The organism is Stenotrophomonas sp. 2YAF26, from assembly GCF_052114625.1.
In the GTDB taxonomy this organism is placed as follows: Bacteria; Pseudomonadota; Gammaproteobacteria; order Xanthomonadales; family Xanthomonadaceae; genus Stenotrophomonas; species Stenotrophomonas indicatrix.
In genome coordinates, this window is the sequence record NZ_JBFRFC010000004.1 from 213,049 (window position 1) to 229,848 (window position 16,800).

Annotated in this window: 16 protein-coding genes; 11 read left to right on the forward strand and 5 right to left on the reverse strand. The window is 66.0% G+C overall.

All coding sequences use genetic code 11. The annotated features are described in order from the left end of the window. Positions 1 to 85: 85 nt before the first annotated feature. Together AB4Y98_RS06515 and AB4Y98_RS06520 are read left to right on the forward strand one after the other, a co-directional pair. Positions 86 to 862: a DUF3011 domain-containing protein gene (locus AB4Y98_RS06515; RefSeq protein WP_363734324.1), complete on the forward strand. Its 777-nt coding sequence runs from the start codon at positions 86 to 88 to the stop codon at positions 860 to 862. Between the two features lie 58 nt (positions 863 to 920). Beyond that, complete coding sequence (locus AB4Y98_RS06520) at positions 921 to 1,865, forward strand: ankyrin repeat domain-containing protein (RefSeq protein WP_442244018.1); 945 nt, start codon at positions 921 to 923, stop codon at positions 1,863 to 1,865. A gap of 18 nt (positions 1,866 to 1,883) precedes the next feature. Here the strand turns inward: AB4Y98_RS06520 and AB4Y98_RS06525 are convergent, their stop codons facing one another. After that, positions 1,884 to 2,231: a hypothetical protein gene (locus AB4Y98_RS06525; RefSeq protein WP_093820738.1), complete on the reverse strand. Its 348-nt coding sequence runs from the start codon at positions 2,229 to 2,231 to the stop codon at positions 1,884 to 1,886. Positions 2,232 to 2,361: 130 nt separating this feature from the next. Here AB4Y98_RS06525 and rocF point away from each other — a divergent pair, with 130 nt between their 5' ends. The 3 genes from rocF to AB4Y98_RS06540 all read left to right on the forward strand — a co-directional run bounded on the left by rocF (position 2,362) and on the right by AB4Y98_RS06540 (position 4,020). After that, positions 2,362 to 3,282, forward strand: a complete 921-nt coding sequence (rocF, locus tag AB4Y98_RS06530; protein ID WP_164280003.1) for an arginase — start codon at positions 2,362 to 2,364, stop codon at positions 3,280 to 3,282. Between the two features lie 167 nt (positions 3,283 to 3,449). Next, entirely contained in the window at positions 3,450 to 3,587 is a 138-nt protein-coding gene (locus tag AB4Y98_RS06535; RefSeq protein ID WP_019661832.1) for an entericidin A/B family lipoprotein, read from the forward strand. Between the two features lie 211 nt (positions 3,588 to 3,798). Then, positions 3,799 to 4,020 carry a CsbD family protein gene (locus tag AB4Y98_RS06540; protein ID WP_025878332.1) on the forward strand — a complete coding sequence of 74 codons (222 nt, stop codon included), beginning with the start codon at positions 3,799 to 3,801 and terminating at the stop codon, positions 4,018 to 4,020. Positions 4,021 to 4,117: 97 nt separating this feature from the next. Here AB4Y98_RS06540 and AB4Y98_RS06545 read toward each other — a convergent pair whose 3' ends face one another. After that, positions 4,118 to 4,924 carry a hypothetical protein gene (locus AB4Y98_RS06545; RefSeq protein WP_140227886.1) on the reverse strand — a complete coding sequence of 269 codons (807 nt, stop codon included), beginning with the start codon at positions 4,922 to 4,924 and terminating at the stop codon, positions 4,118 to 4,120. A gap of 108 nt (positions 4,925 to 5,032) precedes the next feature. On the opposite strand from AB4Y98_RS06545, the gene AB4Y98_RS06550 reads away from it, so the two are divergent. From AB4Y98_RS06550 to AB4Y98_RS06565, 4 genes are all read left to right on the forward strand, one after another. Further along, positions 5,033 to 6,325, forward strand: a complete 1,293-nt coding sequence (locus tag AB4Y98_RS06550; RefSeq protein ID WP_442244019.1) for a tryptophan--tRNA ligase — start codon at positions 5,033 to 5,035, stop codon at positions 6,323 to 6,325. Positions 6,326 to 6,464: 139 nt separating this feature from the next. Next, entirely contained in the window at positions 6,465 to 6,767 is a 303-nt protein-coding gene (locus AB4Y98_RS06555; protein ID WP_442244020.1) for a hypothetical protein, read from the forward strand. A 156-nt stretch (positions 6,768 to 6,923) separates the two neighbouring features. After that, positions 6,924 to 7,856, forward strand: a complete 933-nt coding sequence (locus tag AB4Y98_RS06560; protein WP_442244021.1) for an MBL fold metallo-hydrolase — start codon at positions 6,924 to 6,926, stop codon at positions 7,854 to 7,856. A gap of 136 nt (positions 7,857 to 7,992) precedes the next feature. Next, complete coding sequence (locus AB4Y98_RS06565) at positions 7,993 to 9,645, forward strand: M28 family metallopeptidase (RefSeq protein WP_223497545.1); 1,653 nt, start codon at positions 7,993 to 7,995, stop codon at positions 9,643 to 9,645. 160 nt (positions 9,646 to 9,805) lie between these two features. On the opposite strand, the gene AB4Y98_RS06570 is transcribed toward AB4Y98_RS06565, so the two are convergent. Together AB4Y98_RS06570 and AB4Y98_RS06575 are read right to left on the reverse strand one after the other, a co-directional pair. Continuing rightward, positions 9,806 to 10,141, reverse strand: a complete 336-nt coding sequence (locus AB4Y98_RS06570) for a hypothetical protein (protein WP_442244043.1) — start codon at positions 10,139 to 10,141, stop codon at positions 9,806 to 9,808. A gap of 31 nt (positions 10,142 to 10,172) precedes the next feature. Beyond that, positions 10,173 to 11,507 (reverse strand): MFS transporter, encoded by a 1,335-nt coding sequence (locus tag AB4Y98_RS06575; protein WP_025878340.1) that lies wholly within the window; start codon positions 11,505 to 11,507, stop codon positions 10,173 to 10,175. Between the two features lie 220 nt (positions 11,508 to 11,727). Between AB4Y98_RS06575 and yedA the strand changes: the two genes are divergently transcribed. Both yedA and rarD read left to right on the forward strand, forming a co-directional pair. Next, positions 11,728 to 12,633, forward strand: a complete 906-nt coding sequence (gene yedA, locus AB4Y98_RS06580) for a drug/metabolite exporter YedA (RefSeq protein WP_442244022.1) — start codon at positions 11,728 to 11,730, stop codon at positions 12,631 to 12,633. Continuing rightward, positions 12,630 to 13,529 (forward strand): EamA family transporter RarD, encoded by a 900-nt coding sequence (rarD, locus tag AB4Y98_RS06585; protein ID WP_025878342.1) that lies wholly within the window; start codon positions 12,630 to 12,632, stop codon positions 13,527 to 13,529. The genes yedA and rarD overlap by 4 nt, the downstream gene beginning before the upstream one ends. Positions 13,530 to 13,665: 136 nt before the next feature. Here the strand turns inward: rarD and AB4Y98_RS06590 are convergent, their stop codons facing one another. Continuing rightward, positions 13,666 to 16,524 (reverse strand): TonB-dependent receptor plug domain-containing protein, encoded by a 2,859-nt coding sequence (locus AB4Y98_RS06590; protein WP_442244023.1) that lies wholly within the window; start codon positions 16,522 to 16,524, stop codon positions 13,666 to 13,668. Positions 16,525 to 16,800 lie beyond the last annotated feature (276 nt).

Genomic DNA, 16,800 nt, shown 5'->3' on the forward strand with positions numbered 1-16,800 from the left:
GGTTGCTTGATATTCCTCACGGTCGAGCAACTCCGGCAGCCCCCATACTGGCGCCCTCCGCTCAATTCTCACAAGGAAGCCGACCATGCGCCGCCACCGCTTGCCGTTGACCGTCGCGCTGCTCGCCAGCGCCTTCACAGCACCGGCGATGGCCGCCGTGCCGTTCTTCAATGCCAGCTGCCCCGGTGGGCTGGATGTACATGCAGACGAGGGCGGGCCGGTCTACGTGCAGGGCCGCGAGACCACGCTCAAGCGCTTCAACGATCGCTATTTCGAAGCGCGCGATGCCAGCAGCGGCACCACGCTTTCAATCAGCACCGGTGACGACGGTACGCAGCAGGTCAGCTACACCGGACGCGGCGGTGCCAACGGCATCTGCCAGGTCAGCAACAACGGCACGCCGGCGGCCGCCGTGGAAGGCGGCAGGCACCACCGTGATCAGGATCGCGATGACGATGCAGCACTGCCACGGGAAGTGACCTGCGAATCCACCGACCAGCGCCAGGTGTCCTGCGACATGGATACGCGCGGCAATGTGGAGATCGTGCGCCAGCTCAGCCGTACCCGTTGCGAGCAGGGCAGCAACTGGGGCCTGTCGCGGCATTCGGTCTGGGTCAACGGTGGCTGCCGTGCGACGTTCCGCAACATGTCCAAGGCTGCAGCCAACGCGTCAGCGGGCGATACCGCGCTCGGTTCGTGCAATGCAAGCAAAGGCGCACAGGGCACGCTGGTGACCCAGGTGCCGGTTGGAACCGATTATCAGGAACTGATCATCGATTATCCCGAGGGCCGCTTCCTGTGCATGATGCGCAACGACGGCCGGGTGCAGAGCGTGACGCCGATTCGCCGCCGCGGGGGTTGAGCTCATCGTGCCTGCAGCCCTAAGGTGACCACCCTTACACCCGTCTGGCGGCACCACCATGTCCCATCTTCTGGCCAAGGCAGCCGAGAAACAGGATCTTGACCGAATCGACGCATTGCTGGATGCGGGTGCCGATATCGAGTGGCAGCACAAGGGCACCGGACGTACTCCGCTGCTTTCGGCTGTGATCGCCGGAAAGACTGACTCGGTGTTGCGGCTTTTGGACCGTGGCGCCAACATCCAGCACGCCTGCACGGCGGTGGGCTTTACCGCAATGGGATGGGCGGCCGAGCGCAACGACGCAGACATCGGACGCCTGCTGATCGCACGCGGCGCCTCGCTGGACGCGGCCTCCCCGGAACTGCATCGCACACCGCTGATGGTGGCGGCGCAGGGCGGTCATCTGCCGATGGTCGAGCTGCTGCTGGCTGGCGGTGCTGATGTCGCACGCGTGGATTTCGAAGGACGTAATGCGCTGTCGCTGGCCGAAGCGCGCGGGCATGCGGCTGTGGTGCAGTGCCTGCAGGCAGCGGGCGCGCAGATGCCACCGATGTTGGAGGAGGCGCCGCCGCTTGCGTGGCCTGAACCGGCCGCAGAGGGGGAACCGGCATCAGTGGTGCGTGGCTATATGCTGGCCTGCAATGAGTGGGAAACGCGTGGTTACCGTGATGCCAAGGTCGGTGGAGTCCTGCTCGGTAGTGCAGCATTCCAACAGGAGCGCGCGGACATCCTCGCGGCCTGGTGTACCGACCGGAAGCGGGTGTATTCCAAGGGCATGTCGGTGGGCAATCCCCCGGTGCACATGCCGGAGGACCTGCTGGCCGCGGTCTGTCAGCCGACGGCCTCCAAGGCCGAAGTCCTGGTGCGTGACCATGCACAGAAATCCCGCGCGCTGCGTTACGAGCGCCTGTTCGTGCTCAAGCGCGTGGCAGGGCAGTGGCGGATCGACATGCTGAAGAAGCGCCTGTTCCGCACCGAAGCGTGGTCGTCGGCGATTCTCTGAGCACGGCCCGAAGTGCCGTCAGCCGGCAGCGTTGTACAGCACTACCCACGCCAGCATCAGGGCGAACATGCCGGCGAACGTCAGGCCAAACCACAGCGCCGCCACCTTCACGTTGCCGATCAACGCTGCCAGCATCCGCTGCGGCTCGCTCTTCAGGATCGGATATTCGGCGTGTGCCTTGCGCAGACGCTGCCAACCCAACCCGAGGAATACCAGGGTCGAGAACGGCACCAGCAGGAGCGTCGCCTGCATCAGCCAGCCATTCGGCGACGCATCCATCGAGCTGCTCAACAGAATCGCGAAAACGGCGATGGGCAGCGCCCCGATGAAAAAGCGCGGCCAAGCGGTGTTGATGAAGGGCGACATCGCAATCTTCCATGAAGGGCGGTCGGGTCCGCGCGGCATCATGCCATGCGATGGCCCTGCTGCACCGCCGCGAGTGGTGTCACATGCGTCTGGCTAGACTGTGCTTCTTTTTCGTTCGCAGGAGGCACCCATGGCCCATCATCCCGCCGTTACCCTGATCGGCGTCCCCACCGACATCGGGGCGGGCCATCGCGGCGCCCGGCTGGGGCCGGAAGCCCTGCGTGTGGCCGGCCTGCCTGAAGCACTGGAAGCGCGCGGCGTGGACGTGCGCGACCTCGGCAACCTGGACGGCCCGCGCAACCCGTGGACCGCGCCGGTGCAGGGCTACCGTCACCTAGACGAAGTAGTGGCGTGGAACCACGCGCTGATGGAAGCCAGCTACGCCGAACTGCAGGCCGGCCGCATGCCGATCATGCTGGGGGGTGACCACTGCCTGGGCATCGGTTCGATCACTGCCGTCGCGCGCTGGTGCCGCGAGCAGGGCAAGGACCTGCGCGTGCTGTGGCTGGATGCGCATTCGGATTTCAACACCAGTGAGGTGACCCCTTCGGGCAACATCCACGGCATGCCGGTGGCGTGCCTGTGCGGCCTCGGCCCGGATGCGCTGACCAGGCTGGGTGGCACCTCGCCGGCCATCAAGCCTTCGCAGATGCACCAGATCGGCATCCGTTCGGTGGACCCGGAAGAAAAGCGCCTGATCAAGACCCACAAGGTCGATGTCTACGACATGCGCTACATCGACGAGAACGGCATGAAGCGCACCGTGGAAGCGGCGCTGGCCGGCATCGACGAGAACACCCACCTGCACGTCAGCTTCGATGTCGATTTCCTCGACCCGAGCATCGCCCCGGGTGTGGGCACCACCGTGCCGGGCGGGGTGAACTACCGCGAAGCGCAGCTGGTGATGGAGATGATCGCCGACAGCGGCCGCATGGGCTCGCTGGATATCGTCGAACTCAATCCGCTGCTGGACAACCACAACAGCACCGCCGAACTGGCTGTGGACCTGGTCGAAAGCCTGTTCGGGAAATCGACCCTGATGCGCGACTGAGAGAGTCCAGCCTGAACGGTTGGACGAACCGTTCACACGCGCTCCACGCCCCTGCCGCCAGATTGCACCTCACGCGGCAGTGTTGGCTTCGAGCCAGCCTGCCGCCCCGATCATTACAACCGAACCCCGTGATTGAGCGGTGTAGCGGCAAACCCAAGGAGAAGCCCATGAAGCGCGTAGTTGCCCTGATGCTGTTGTCGATGTTCTCGGTGGCCCTGCTGGCCGGTTGCAACACCGTTGCCGGTGCCGGCAAGGACGTGCAGAAGGCTGGTGAGAAGGTTGAGGATGCCGCCAAGGGCAACTGAGCCTGAGGTGGTGCGCACTACGGAAAAGGCCGGGATCTTCCCGGCCTTTTTCATGCGCGATTGCTGCGTGTGTACGCCGCGTGCCGACCGGTAGTGAACCATTCAAGCAGGTGAGCGGCGCTTTCATGGCCGGTTGACCGTGCTTCAACGTGCACTGCGCGATGCTGCAGCCACGGTAACAACGCCGTTGCATACCAAGGAAGCCTCAGCAATGAACAAAGACATCATTTCCGGCAAGTGGTCCCAGCTCAAGGGCAAGGCCCAGGCGAAGTGGGGCGATCTGACCAATGACGATTTCGATGTGGCCGAGGGCAATGCCGAATATCTGGCGGGCCGCCTGCAGGAGCGCTATGGCTGGGCCAAGGACCGCGCAGAAACCGAAGTGCGCGATTTCGAGAAAGCGATGCACAAGGACTACCCGGACTACAAGTAACGGGCCGGACTACAAGTAACGGGGCGTCGAACGCCCGCGTTATGCCCCCACAGACAACGCCCGCGCCGGAAGGTGCGGGCGTTGTGCTGTGTGCAGATCAACGCGCCGGCGGGTCGGGCACGTAGCGGTTGGGGAAGGCCTGTGGCTGGCGGTCCAGGCGCGAGGGCGAATCGAGCAGGATGCCGCGTGCACGCAGGTTGCGGGCGCTGTCGTAGCGCAGCTGCAGCACCTGTGCCGGGCTGCGGGTGGCGCGTTCGAAATCGGTATCGCGCACCGATGAACTTTCGCGCGCACCATGCCCGGTGCCCAGTGCGGGTGCCTGCGACTTGGCCGAATAGCCTTCGATGCGGCTGGCGCTGGCGTCGGCCGCCGCCGAGGCTTCGGCCGCCGCCGGTGCCGGCCCGGCGCGACCGCGCAGGATCGGCTGCGGACGCGGGTACCAGCGACGCGCTTCCTCGAACACCGCCACGCCGACCACACCGACGTTGTCCGGGCGGCCGGTACGGCTGGCATAGCTGCCGCTGGGGCTGCTGAAGACGAACTGGGCCACTTCGTCCTGGGTCTTGCGCCAGCCGGTGATATCGGCGCGCTGGCCAGGGTTGAGCACGTAACCGGTCTGCGAGGGATCGGCGTCTTCGCCGGAGATCGCGTTGACCCCGTCCACCGACAGCACCACCAGCACCCGTCGCGGGCTGTCGTTGTACAGGCGCACGGCATAGCGGTGGCCGCGCTCACCGGCCACCCAGCGCTGGCCGTCGGCCGGGTAGCTGCGCAGCTCGGTACCGCGGTCGCGGTCGACCAGGGCCACGCGCACCGGGCCGTCCTGCGGCATCGGCGGGGGCAGCGGAGCCGGGCGGAAGCCGGCCAGGGGCAGGATCAGCAGCAGGGGCAGCAGGCGTTTCATCGGGCGTCTCCAGCGGGGTTGGGTGAATGAACGCGCCGGAGGCCCTGACGGGGTTGACCGTGTGCACGGTAAACTGGCCGCGTTCATAGAAGGTTTCCGCACGCAGTCATGACGACCCGAGTCCTTACCGGCATCACCCCCTCCGGCACGCCCCACCTGGGCAACTACGTTGGCGCCATCCGCCCGGCCATTGCGGCCAGCCGCGCGCCGGACATCGAGAGCTTCTTCTTCCTGGCCGATCTGCACAGCCTGATCAAGTCGCAGGACCCGCAGCGCACCCAGCGCGCGACCCTGGAGATCGCTGCCAGCTGGCTGGCCTGTGGCCTGGACCCGGAACACGTGTGGTTCTACCGCCAGAGTGACATCCGCGAGACCACCGAGCTGATGTGGTTCCTGACTGCCATCGCCAGCAAGGGCATCCTCAACCGCGCCCATGCCTACAAGGCGGCGGTGGACAAGAACCGGGAGGAAGGCCAGGACGAGGACGCAGGTGTCAGCGCCGGCCTGTTCATGTACCCGGTGCTGATGGCGGCCGACATCCTGATCTTCAAGGCCAACCAGGTACCGGTGGGCCGTGACCAGATCCAGCACATCGAGATGGCGCGTGACTTCGCCCAGCGCTTCAACCACGTATACGGCAAGGAGTATTTCCCGCTGCCGGACGTGGTGATCGACGAGCAGGTGGCAACCCTGGCGGGCCTGGATGGCCGCAAGATGAGCAAGAGCTACCACAACACCATTCCGCTGTTCGTGCCGCGCGAGGAGCTGAAGAAGCTGGTGTTCTCGATCCTGACCGATTCGCGTGCACCGGGTGAGCCGAAGGACACCGAAAGTTCGGCGCTGTTCCAGATGTACCAGGCGTTCGCCACCCCGGAGCAGACCGCTGCCTTCGCCAAGGCCTTCGCCGATGGCATCAGCTGGGGCGATGCCAAGCAGCAGCTGTTCGAGCGCATCGACAGCGAACTGTCGCCGCTGCGCGAGCGCTACAACGCGCTGATGGCCGAGCCGGAGAAGATCGAAGCACTGCTCAAGCGCCGTGGCCAGCAGTTGCGTGAGCAGCTGGCAGCACCGCTGCTGGAAGAACTGCGCCATGCGGTGGGCCTGCGTGATCTGTCCGATGCCGGCGACATCGCCAGCGAAGATGCCGGTGAAGCCCGCGCCGCTCCGCCGCTGTTCAAGCAGTACCGCGAGAAGGACGGCCGTTTCTACTTCAAGCTGACCGCCGGTGACGGCACGCTGCTGATCCAGAGCGAAGGCTTCGACTCGCCGCGCGATGCCGGCCAGCTGATCGCCGTGCTGAAGCAGGCCGAGCAGGGCGACCAGCTGCAGAGCGACCTGTTCAAGCTGGAAGCCGAGGTGGATGCGGTGCTGGCGGCGTTGGCCGTGCTGCGCGAAGCGTAAAAAGGTAGTGCCGGCCGCTGGCCGGCAACTGCAATCACCCGGCGCGCCTGGGGATGCCGGCCAGCGGCCGGCACTACCCGGGAACAGCGGCCATGGCATGATGTGCGCGCGCCTTCGGCGCGATGACATGGAGTCTGCAATGGCCTGGTTGTCGCTGCTGCTGTTCCTGCCCTGGTTCATCCTGCTGGGCAGCTTGTACTGGCTGTTTCCGCGCCAGCCGCGTACCGCGCGGCGACGCCTGTTCGATGGCGCCATCCTGGCGCTGGCGCTCGCCCTGAGCATCGTGGCGATGCTGTGGGGCCACCACATCGGTCTGGTACAGCCGGGCGCCGGACCGATCTGGCCGCAGGTGCTGGCGGTGCTGTATGCCTATGGCGCGTTCCTGGCGGTGCTGGTACTGGCGCTGCTGCTGCGGCCGCGATTCGCTTTGCGCTGCAGCTGATCGGTAGTGCCGGCCGCTGGCCGGCAACTGCATTCAACTGGCTAACCCGGGGTTGCCGGCCAGCGGCCGGCTCCATCCGACCAAAGCCGCATCGATCACGCCATGCCGGCGCGCCTACCATGGGCATCTGTTCCCGATCCTGCCAGGTGCGCGTCGATGACCGCCGATCCCAGCATCCACACCATCGATACCGGTTTCCAACGGCCGGATTTCGATGCCGCTTACCTGATCATCGAAAACGGTCGTGCCGCGTTCGTCGACTGCGGTACCGGCCTGTCGGTGCCGGCGATGCTGCAGGCCTTGACCGACAACGGGCTGGGCGTGGAGGCGGTGGACTGGCTGCTGCTGACCCACGTGCACCTGGATCATGCCGGTGGCGCTGGCCTGCTGATGCAGCAGCTGCCGAATGCGCGTGCAGTGCTGCATCCGCGCGGCGCACCGCACATGATCGATCCGACCCGATTGATCGCCGGGGCCACCGCCGTCTATGGCGCCGAGGAAATCGCGCGCAGCTATGGCCGCATCGAAGCGATTCCCGAGCAGCGCGTGGTGGTGGCTGACGACGGCCAGCGCATCGACCTGGCCGGCCGCGAGCTGGTGCTGCTGCATACCCCGGGGCACGCGCTGCACCACTACTGCGTGTGGGATGGGCGCAGCCGCAGCTGGTTCACCGGCGATACCTTCGGTATCTCCTACCGCGAGCTGGACAGCGCGCAGGGCGCTTTCATCTTCCCCACCTCATCGCCGGTGCAGTTCGACCCGGAAGCGATGAAGGCGTCGATCCAGCGCATGCTCGGTTACGCACCGCAGGCGATGTACCTGACCCATTACGGTCGTGTCGAACAGGTCGAAAAGCTGGCCGAAGATCTGTTCGAACAGATCGATGCGATGGCGGCCATCGGCCGCCAGTGCGACGGACGTCCCGACCGTCATCGCTGCCTGCTGGCCGCGCTGCAGGCGCTGTACCTGGAGCGTGCACAGCAGCATGGCTGCGCACTGGACCTGGCCACAGTGACCGAGGTGATGGCGATGGATATCGAACTCAACGCACAGGGCTTGGCCTGTTGGCTGGACCGCGCGTCGCGCTGACCCGCAGTGCTTGGCGGCGGCAAGAGGGTAGATCCACGCCACGCGTGGATGACGCGCGCCCAGGCTGCGCCGCGATGTCACGACCACGTTACACTCTGGTGACTTCCAAGCTAGCCGTGGTATTGCCGTGAACCCGATGCGCGTGTTGCTGCTGTCGTCCTGCCTGTTCGTCGGTGGCCTGGCCCATGCGGCCAATGACCTGCCCGGCGGCGGCATCGATCCGCAGGCGCTGTCGCGTCATGTGCGCGTGCTGGCATCGGACGAATTCGAAGGCCGCGCACCGGCCACCGAAGGTGAAGAACGCACCGTGCAGTACCTGATCGAGCAGTTCCGCAGCTACGGCCTGCAGCCGGGTGGCGTGGACGGCAGCTGGGTACAGCCGGTACCGCTGGTGCGCGCGCAGCTGGATGGCCCGGCCAAGGCCAGTCTCGCCCTGAAGGGCGGCAAGCGTGCGCTGGCCAATGGTGTGGACGTGACCCTGCAGAGCCTGCAGCCGCGCACGCGCGTGCAGATCAAGGATGCACCGCTGGTGTTCGTCGGCTATGGCATCGATGCGCCCGAGCGCCACTGGAACGACTACAAGGACGTGGACCTGCACGGCAAGATCGCCGTGATGTTGATCAACGACGCCGATTTTGAAGCCGACGCGCCAGGTGCGTTCGATGGCAAGGCGGTGACCTACTACGGCCGCTGGACCTACAAGTTCGAAGAAGCCGCGCGCCGTGGTGCCGAAGGCGTGCTGATCGTGCATGAGACCGCACCGGCCGCCTACGGCTGGGCCACGGTGAAGAGTTCGGGTACCTCGCCGCTGTTCGACATCGAGCGCGGCCAGGCCGAAGCGATGGCCCAGCACACGCCGCTGCGCGGCTGGATGCAGCGAGAGCTGGCCGAACAGATCTTCGCCGACGCCGGGCTGGATTTCGATGCCGAGAAGCGCAAGGCGATGAGTGCGGACTTCCGCCCGGTTGCGCTGGACAACGCGAAGCTGAGCGTCGATTTCGCGCTCAAGCGCGAGCAGGTGGTGACCCGCAACGTGGTGGCCAAGCTGCCCGGCGGCGAGCACGCCGATGAGGCGGTGATCTTCTCGGCGCACTGGGATGCCTTTGGCATCGGCCAGGCCGACGCCAAGGGCGATCGTATCCGCCGCGGTGCGATCGACAACGCCACCGGCGTGGCCACCGTGCTGGAACTTGGCCGGGTGTTCGCCGCCGGCCCGCAGCCGCAGCGCACCCTGTACTTCGTCGCCCTGACCGCCGAGGAGAAGGGCCTGCTGGGCGCCAGCTACTACGCCGCGCACCCGCTGGCGCCGCTGGACAAGACCGCTGCGGTGCTGAACATCGAGATGTTCAGCCCGGATGGTGCCACCCGTGACATCGCCTCGTGGGGCAAGGGGCGGGTGTCGCTGGAAGGCGACCTGGAACGCGTGGCCAAGGCCCGTGGCCGCAGTTACAGCCCGGATCCGAACCTGGAAGCCGGCTTCTTCTACCGTGCCGACCACTTCGCCTTTGCCCGCCTGGGCGTGCCGGCGATCACCATCGGCCCGGGCCTGGACAAGCTTGAGGGCGGCGTCGAGGCCGGTCGCGCGCTGCGCGAGAAGTACTTCGCCGACTGCTACCACCAGGCCTGCGATGCATGGACGCCGAGCTGGGATCCGGCGGGCCACGCGGCCGACACCCTGCTGGTCTACGACCTGGGCGCCGAACTGGCCAACAGCCGCCGCTGGCCGCAGTGGGAGAAGGAATCCGAATTCCACGGCGCCCGCGAGAAGAGCGAAGCCGCCCGCCGGTAAACGCACGGCAATGCCGGCCTCTGCTGGCCGGCAACCTCTGAACGCGCGGGCAATGCCGGCCGGTGCCCGTTAACCTCTGAACGCGTGGCAGTGCCGGCCGCTGGCCGGCAACCTCATGAACCTTCCTAAGGGATGCGCAGATGCCGGCCAGCGGCCGGCACTACCACGTCTTCCGCAGCAGCTTCCAGGCACCCCAGCCGGCGGCCACAAGCGCGCCCAGGTAACAGGCCATCATCGTGCGCAGACCGGCCACCGGTGCGGGGTTGATGCCCCGGCTCAGGCGCAGATGCAGGGTGCTGGTACCGCTGCCCAGATCCACTGCCAGCTGCAGCATCAGTGCAGCGCAGAACGCCAGCAGGGCAATGCCGAAGCCGATACGTGGCCAACTCGCTTGGGCGCCGGGCCGGCAGATCATCCATGCCAGCAGGGTTGCCGCGCCCAGACCCAGTGCGAGCCATACCAGCGGCGTGGCAGGAGACGCGGCGGCCACCGGCATTGCACCGGTGGCCGCGATCACTACGGCGCGTTTACTTGCGCGTGCCGTCGAGCCAGTTGGGGCCCTTGTTGGTGAGGAAGAACACATAGACCACCAACGATACCGCGATCGTCGCGGTGACGTAGATGGCGAACCAGTCCACGTGGCCGGTCTTCAATGCGCCCTGGTACAGCAGCGGCGCGGTGCCGCCGAACAGCGAGTTGGCCAATGCATAGCCGAAGCCCACGCCCAGCGCACGAATGTGGGTGGGGAACAGCTCTGCCTTCACCACGGCGTTGATGGAGGTGTAGCCGGTGAGGATGACAAAGCCCAGTGCCAGGGTGAGGAAGGCGAGGGTGGCATCGTGCTGGTGCGGCAGCTGGGTGATCAGGTACCAGCTGTACAGCACGCCGCCCACACCGAAGAACACCAGCAAGCTCTTGCGGCCGATGATGTCCGACAGCCAGCCGCCCACCGGCTGCAGCACCATCAGGAAGGCCAGCACACCCAGGTTGATCAGGGTGCCGGTCATCGGATCGTTGCCGGCGAAGGCGCTCTGGATCATCTTCGGGCCGTTCACCGAGTAGGTGTAGAAGGCGATGGTGCCACCGGCGGTGATCAGGAAGCACAGCAGCAGCGGGCGCCACTGGTGCACGAACAGCTCGTACATCGAGCCGGACTTTTTGTCCTTGCCTTCGCGCGCGGCCTCGATGGAGGATTCCGACAGCGACTCGTCCATGCCACGGCGCAGCCAGAACACGACCACGGCGGCGATGCCACCGATGCCGAAGGCGATGCGCCAGCCCCACTCGGAGATTTCCGGCTTGGCCCAGAACGTCAGCATCACGAACAGGGTCAGCTGGGCCAGCACATGGCCGCCCACCAGGGTGACGTAGTGGAACGAGGACAGGAAACCGCGGCGGCCCGGAATGGCGGCCTCGGACATGTAGGTGGCGCTGGCACCGTACTCGCCACCGGTGGCGAAGCCCTGCAGCAGGCGCGCGAACAGCAGGATGATCGCCGCCCAGATGCCGATGCTGGCAGCGGTGGGGGTGATGGCGATGATGAACGAGCAGAAGGCCATCAGCGTGACCGACACGGTCAACGCAAGGCGACGGCCATGACGGTCGGCGAAGCGACCGAAGAACCATGCGCCGATCGGGCGCATCAGGAAGGTCGCGGCGAAGATCGCCCACACGTACATGGTGGAGTTCTTGTCTTCGGGCGAGAAGAACTGCGATTCGAAGTACACGGCGAACACCGAGTACACGTAGACGTCGTACCACTCCACCAGGTTGCCGGCGGAGCCCTTGAGGGTGTTGGAGATGGAACGCCGCAGGGCGGCGCCGTCGGTGCTGGGGACAGCGGATTGGGACGTAGTGCTCATCCGGGTGGGGATCCTCGATGCGGTGCGTCCATGCGGGAAATTGCGCTGCCAGGCGCGCGGTGCGCTGCCGGCCAGCCTCCTTGGTACTGCAACCCACGTCAACGCCGGGTGCCGGAAGGGCGGGCGGGGCATGGATGGATGACAGCGTGCCACTACATGGGCTGCCGGACCATAACCAAAACGTCCTAAAATCCGTGTTCCCCCAGCTCCCTGGTGTGTCATGTCGGCTCCCCCCGTTCCGTCTGCGGCTGCCCCACGGGGCGGCCTTGTCGTGCTGGCACTGCTGCTGGTCTACGTGGTCTGGGGCTCGACCTACCTGGGTATCGCCAAGGCCCTGCATGGCGGCGCGCTGCCACTGACGATGGTCTCCGGCAGCCGGTTCATCATTGCCGGCGGCCTGATGTACCTGGCGCTGCGCCTGTTCTGGAAGATGCCCAGACCCACCCTGCGGCAGTGGCGCAACCTGGTCATCATGGGCGTGACCATGCTGGTGCTGGGCAACGGCATGGTGGTGCTGGCCGAACGCGAGGTGTCATCCGGCCTGGCCGCTACCGCGGTGGCCTCGGTACCGCTGTGGATGGCGCTGTTCTCGGCCCTGCGCGGGCAGCATGCCAGCAAGGGTGAATGGCTGGGCATCGCCGTTGGCTTCGTCGGCGTGGTCTGGCTCAACGCCGGCAGCAGCCTGACCGCATCGCCCACCGGGCTGGTGTTGCTGCTGATCGCGCCGGTCGGCTGGGCGTTCGGCTCGGTGTGGGCACGCGGGCAGGACCTGCCGGGACCGTTCATGACGGCCGCCGGGCAGATGATCTGCGGTGGCGTGCTGCTGGTGGTGATCGGTCTGGTCGTCGGCGAGCGCCCCACCACGCTGCCCGATAGCGGTGGCCTGCTGGCGATGGCCTACCTGTGCGTGTTCGGTTCGCTCGTGGCGTTCACCGCCTACGTCTGGCTGCTGCAGAACGTGCGCCCGGCGCTGGCCGGCAGCTATGCCTACGTCAATCCGGTGATTGCTGTCCTGTTGGGGGCTGCATTGAATGGTGAACGCTTTGGTTGGCGCGACTTCCTGGCCATGGCGGTGATACTTCTGGGTGTGGTGGTACTGACGATGGCAAGGACACGCAAGCGATGAGCATGGACGAGAAAGAACAGCGACGGGGCCTGTTGATCACTGCCTCCACCTTCGTGCTGTGGGGGTTGGTGCCGGTCTACTGGCATCTGCTGAACGAAGTGCCGTCGTTCCAGATCATCGCCCACCGCATCATCTGGAGCACCGTGCTGGTGGTGGCCTGGCTGCTGATCGCATCACGGCTGGGCTGGTGGAAGAAGATCGCCGCGCAACCGCGCGCGCTGCCGATCCTGGCAGTATCGAGCCTGACCATCGCCTTCAACTGGGGCCTGTACATCTGGGCGATCAACGCAGGGCATGTGATCGAAACCAGCCTGGGCTACTTCATCAACCCGCTGGTGAACGTGCTGCTGGGCGTGCTCGTGCTGAAGGAGCGCCTGCGCCGCGTGCAGTGGCTGGCAGTGGCCATCGCAGCGGTGGGCGTGGCCTGGCTGACCATCGATGCGGGCACGCCGCCGTGGATCGCGCTGGGCCTGGCGTGCTCGTTCGGCCTGTACGGCCTGCTGCGCAAACTGGTGTCGGTCGATCCGGTGGCCGGGCTGGGCGTGGAAAGCCTGTACCTGTTCCTGCCCGCGCTGGGCTTCGCGCTTTGGTCGGAAAACGGCCATGGCGGTGGCTTCTTCGGTGGCTGGGGCTGGGCCAACGACCTGATGCTGATCTTCGGCGGGGTGATCACGGCGGTGCCGCTGATCGGCTTCGCCTACGGAGTGAAGCGCATTCCGCTGTCGCTGGTCGGCATCCTGCAGTACATCGCGCCGAGCCTGCAGCTGCTGCTGGGCGTGTTCTTCTTCCACGAGGCCTTCGACACCGGCAAGGCGATTGGTTTTGCGGCGATCTGGGCCGGGTTGGTCCTGTACGTCGGTGACAACGTACGGGCGATGCGCGGCGCGAAACGATAGCGCCTCCGGGGTCAGATCGCTTCGCGATGCGAAGGGAGCCGATCTTGTAAAAAAAGAACGGCGCCCCGAGGGGCACCGTTCTGCTTCCATCCACGGCCAGGAGAGAGTTGGCCGGGGCGGGAACGCGGTTGCAGGCTTAGAAGCGCTGCTGGTACTTCATGTACATGAAACGACCGATGTCGAAGCCACCGTAGTAGGTGAAGCTGCTGTTCGGCTGGCTGTACATGATCGGACCCTGGTGGTCGAACACGTTGTTCAGGCCCAGCGACACGGTGCCATCCCACGGCAGGCTGTAACGCACCTGCAGGTCGTGGAAGGTGTTGGAACCCACCTTGCGGCTCGGCTGTGCATCGGTATACGGCGAAACGAAGTCGGCCATGTTGCAGTCCGGGCCACCGCCCAGGTCGTACGAGCAGGCTTCCTTCATGCCCGAGTAGTAACGGGCGGTCCAGCCGATGCCCAGATTGCCGTACTGCCAATCCAGGTTGAAGGTCGAACGTACGCGGAAGTCACCGGCCCAGCCCACGCGCTGCTCCACCGGGGTGGTGGCGGCGCTGTCGTTGCGCTGCTCCAGGTAGTCGGTGTAGGTGGTGTTCCAGTTGATGGCGAACTTGCCGTATGCGGTTTCCGGCAGGCGGTAACGCACACCGATGTCATAGCCGGCGGTTTCGCGGTAGCCGGCGTTGACCAGCGAACGATCCAGCGCCGAAACCTGGCCGCGGGTGGCCGCAGCAGTGGAACGGGTGAAGCGACCGCATGCCGAATCCACGCCCTGCACGTAGCACTGGTTGAGGATGTCGGTAGCCGACTCGCCCACGATGGCGTTGTCGATGCGGATCTTCCACCAGTCCAGGCTGACGTCCAGGCCCTGCACGAATTCCGGGCTGTAGACCAGGCCGACGGTCCAGGTCTTGGCGGTTTCCGGCTTCAGTTCCGCGTTGGAACCGGAGTTGAAATCGGAGGTGGCCTGCTGGCCCGGGCGGTTGRCAAGGTTGCCATCCGAACCGGTCTGCTGACGGAAGTTGGCGGGCACGTTCAGCGCCTGGCAGCGTGCTGCCACGGTCGGGCTGCTGGCGGCGATGCCGAACTTCGTATCGCACGGATCGGTGAACGAATCGCGGCTGGAAACCGCGCCGCCGTAGAGATCGTCCACGGTCGGTGCACGGAAGCCGGTGCCGTAGGTGGCGCGCACCAGCAGGCTGTCGATCGGCTTCCACTTCAGGCCGAACTTGCTGTTGGTGGTCGAACCGAAGGTGTTGTAATCGGTGTAGCGACCGGCCAGGTCCAGCGACAGCTCGCGGGCGAAGGCCATGTCGGCCAGCAGCGGCACCTGCATTTCCAGGTAGACCTCGTTGAGCGAGTAGTCGCCACGGGTCGGCTGGCCGGTGGTGCCGGCGATCTGGCCCTTCTGCACCATCAGGTCCGGGGTGTAGCTGGCTTCTTCGCTGCGGTGCTCAAAGCCCATCGCGCCCATGATGTCGCCGGCCGGCAGGGTGAACAGCGAGCCGGAGATGTTGGCGCTGGCGACCTTGGTGGTGCTGCGCATCTTGTCGACGAAGCGGGTGAACAGGTAGTCCTGCACGTCCTGGTTGCCCAGCGAGCCCGGGCCGGTGTAGCCCATCGGCGCAGCCGGATTCCACGGCACGCAGCCGGCGATCACCGCACCCGGCGTACCGCAGCGGGCCACGTCGCCGTCCATGAAGGACGGGCCGACGGCGAGGTTGACGTTCGGCTGGTACATGCTGCCGGTGCCAACGCGCTCGCCTTCATTGCGGTTGTACATGTAGCTGACGTTCCAGTCCCAGTAGCGCGAACCGGTTTCGAAGCTGCCTTCCAGGCCGAGGCTGGCACGCTTGGTTTCCAGCGTGTTCTCGGTACCGCGCGGCAGCTCTTCGGTGCGGTGCGAGAACAGCACGTCCTGGCCCCACTTGTTGAAGGTGCTGTCCTTGGACAGCGCAGCGCGCGTGCCGTTGCGCGACTGCGCAGCCGAGACCGAGTACGGGTAGCCGGCCAGGTGCTTGGTCGACTCGCGCTTGCTGTACAGCGCGTCGGCGACGATGCGCAGGTTGTCGGTGATCGAGAAGCCGCCGTTGGCGAACACCGAGGTGCGCTCCAGGCCGCTCAGCAGGCTCATGTTGGTCTTGGCGTTGGCGCCGTCAGCCGGATCCGGCGTGTGGAAGTTGCCGGCGCTGCTCGGGTCGCCGCCCGGGCCCACGGTCAGCGGCTTGCCACCGACGGTGACCGTGCCCCACTGGGTGGTCGGGCTCAGCGCGTCGACGTCGTCGGCATGGCGCGGGCCACCCGGGTAGCGGCTGAACTCGCGCGCATCGCCGAGGATCTCGTCTTCCTTGGTGCGCTCGGCGCCGACGCTGAACCAGCCGCGGTCGAAGGTCTTGCCGAAGGTGGCGCTGTAGGAGCGCTTCTGGCCGTCGCCTTCACCGTACTGGCCGACATAGACGCTGGCTTCGCCACCGTCGAAGTTCTTGCGGGTGATGATGTTGACCACGCCGGCGATGGCGTCCGAGCCGTACAGCGCCGAGGCGCCATCGGTCAGCACTTCCACGCGTTCCACGATCGCCGACGGAATCGAGGCCAGGTCGGAGTAACCGCCGGCGCTGACGCCCATGCGGCGGCCGTCGATCAGCACCAGGCTGCGTTCCGGGCCGAGGTTGCGCAGGCTGACATACATGCCGCCGAAATCGCGCGAGGAGCTCAGCGAGGACGAACGGCTCAGGCTCGGTGCGCCGGCTGCCGTGACGTCCTGCAGGATGTCGGCGACGTTGACGTAGCCCTTCTTCTCGATGTCGGCGCGGTTGAGTGCCACCACCGGCTGCGCGGTCTCGACACTGGCCTGGCGGATGCGCGAGCCGGTGATCTCGATGCGGTCGAGGTTGGTGGGGGTATCGCCGGCTTCCTGTGCGAAAGCGGGCGTGGTGCAGCTGGCGGCCAGCGCGATGACGATCGCGTTGCGCAGCGGGGTGGTCTTCAGGGACATCCGTGAAATCTCGTGTTTCAGAAAAAACATGCGTCCGTTCTATGGACGCGTGGGGTGCTGCAAACCAACGTGGGGGCCGGATTCTAGAGTGTTTTCATCGGTAACTGTTTGCCCGCGCGCGCTGTAACGCCGCGAAAATGAATCGCAACCAACAATCCACAGGTGCACTGTGCGCAACGTCACGCGCGATGCGTTTGCGATGGGCAGAGGCACCAATAGCGGCGGTGTTTGCGCAATCTGTAATCGTTGTTGCGTGCGTACACGCATCCATCCACG

Excerpts from the sequence above, each read along its gene's own strand:
- yedA (WP_442244022.1), top strand. The coding sequence starts at position 11,728 with ATGTCGGCTCCCCCCGTTCCGTCTGCGGCTGCCCCACGGGGCGGCCTT.
- rocF (WP_164280003.1), top strand. The coding sequence starts at position 2,362 with ATGGCCCATCATCCCGCCGTTACCCTGATCGGCGTCCCCACCGACATC.
- AB4Y98_RS06540 (WP_025878332.1), top strand. The coding sequence starts at position 3,799 with ATGAACAAAGACATCATTTCCGGCAAGTGGTCCCAGCTCAAGGGCAAG.
- AB4Y98_RS06565 (WP_223497545.1), top strand. The coding sequence starts at position 7,993 with ATGCGCGTGTTGCTGCTGTCGTCCTGCCTGTTCGTCGGTGGCCTGGCC.
- AB4Y98_RS06525 (WP_093820738.1), bottom strand. The coding sequence starts at position 2,231 with ATGTCGCCCTTCATCAACACCGCTTGGCCGCGCTTTTTCATCGGGGCG.
- rarD (WP_025878342.1), top strand. The coding sequence starts at position 12,630 with ATGAGCATGGACGAGAAAGAACAGCGACGGGGCCTGTTGATCACTGCC.
- AB4Y98_RS06550 (WP_442244019.1), top strand. The coding sequence starts at position 5,033 with ATGACGACCCGAGTCCTTACCGGCATCACCCCCTCCGGCACGCCCCAC.
- AB4Y98_RS06570 (WP_442244043.1), bottom strand. The coding sequence starts at position 10,141 with ATGCCGGTGGCCGCCGCGTCTCCTGCCACGCCGCTGGTATGGCTCGCA.
- AB4Y98_RS06535 (WP_019661832.1), top strand. The coding sequence starts at position 3,450 with ATGAAGCGCGTAGTTGCCCTGATGCTGTTGTCGATGTTCTCGGTGGCC.
- AB4Y98_RS06555 (WP_442244020.1), top strand. The coding sequence starts at position 6,465 with ATGGCCTGGTTGTCGCTGCTGCTGTTCCTGCCCTGGTTCATCCTGCTG.
- AB4Y98_RS06515 (WP_363734324.1), top strand. The coding sequence starts at position 86 with ATGCGCCGCCACCGCTTGCCGTTGACCGTCGCGCTGCTCGCCAGCGCC.
- AB4Y98_RS06545 (WP_140227886.1), bottom strand. The coding sequence starts at position 4,924 with ATGAAACGCCTGCTGCCCCTGCTGCTGATCCTGCCCCTGGCCGGCTTC.
- AB4Y98_RS06575 (WP_025878340.1), bottom strand. The coding sequence starts at position 11,507 with ATGAGCACTACGTCCCAATCCGCTGTCCCCAGCACCGACGGCGCCGCC.
- AB4Y98_RS06560 (WP_442244021.1), top strand. The coding sequence starts at position 6,924 with ATGACCGCCGATCCCAGCATCCACACCATCGATACCGGTTTCCAACGG.
- AB4Y98_RS06520 (WP_442244018.1), top strand. The coding sequence starts at position 921 with ATGTCCCATCTTCTGGCCAAGGCAGCCGAGAAACAGGATCTTGACCGA.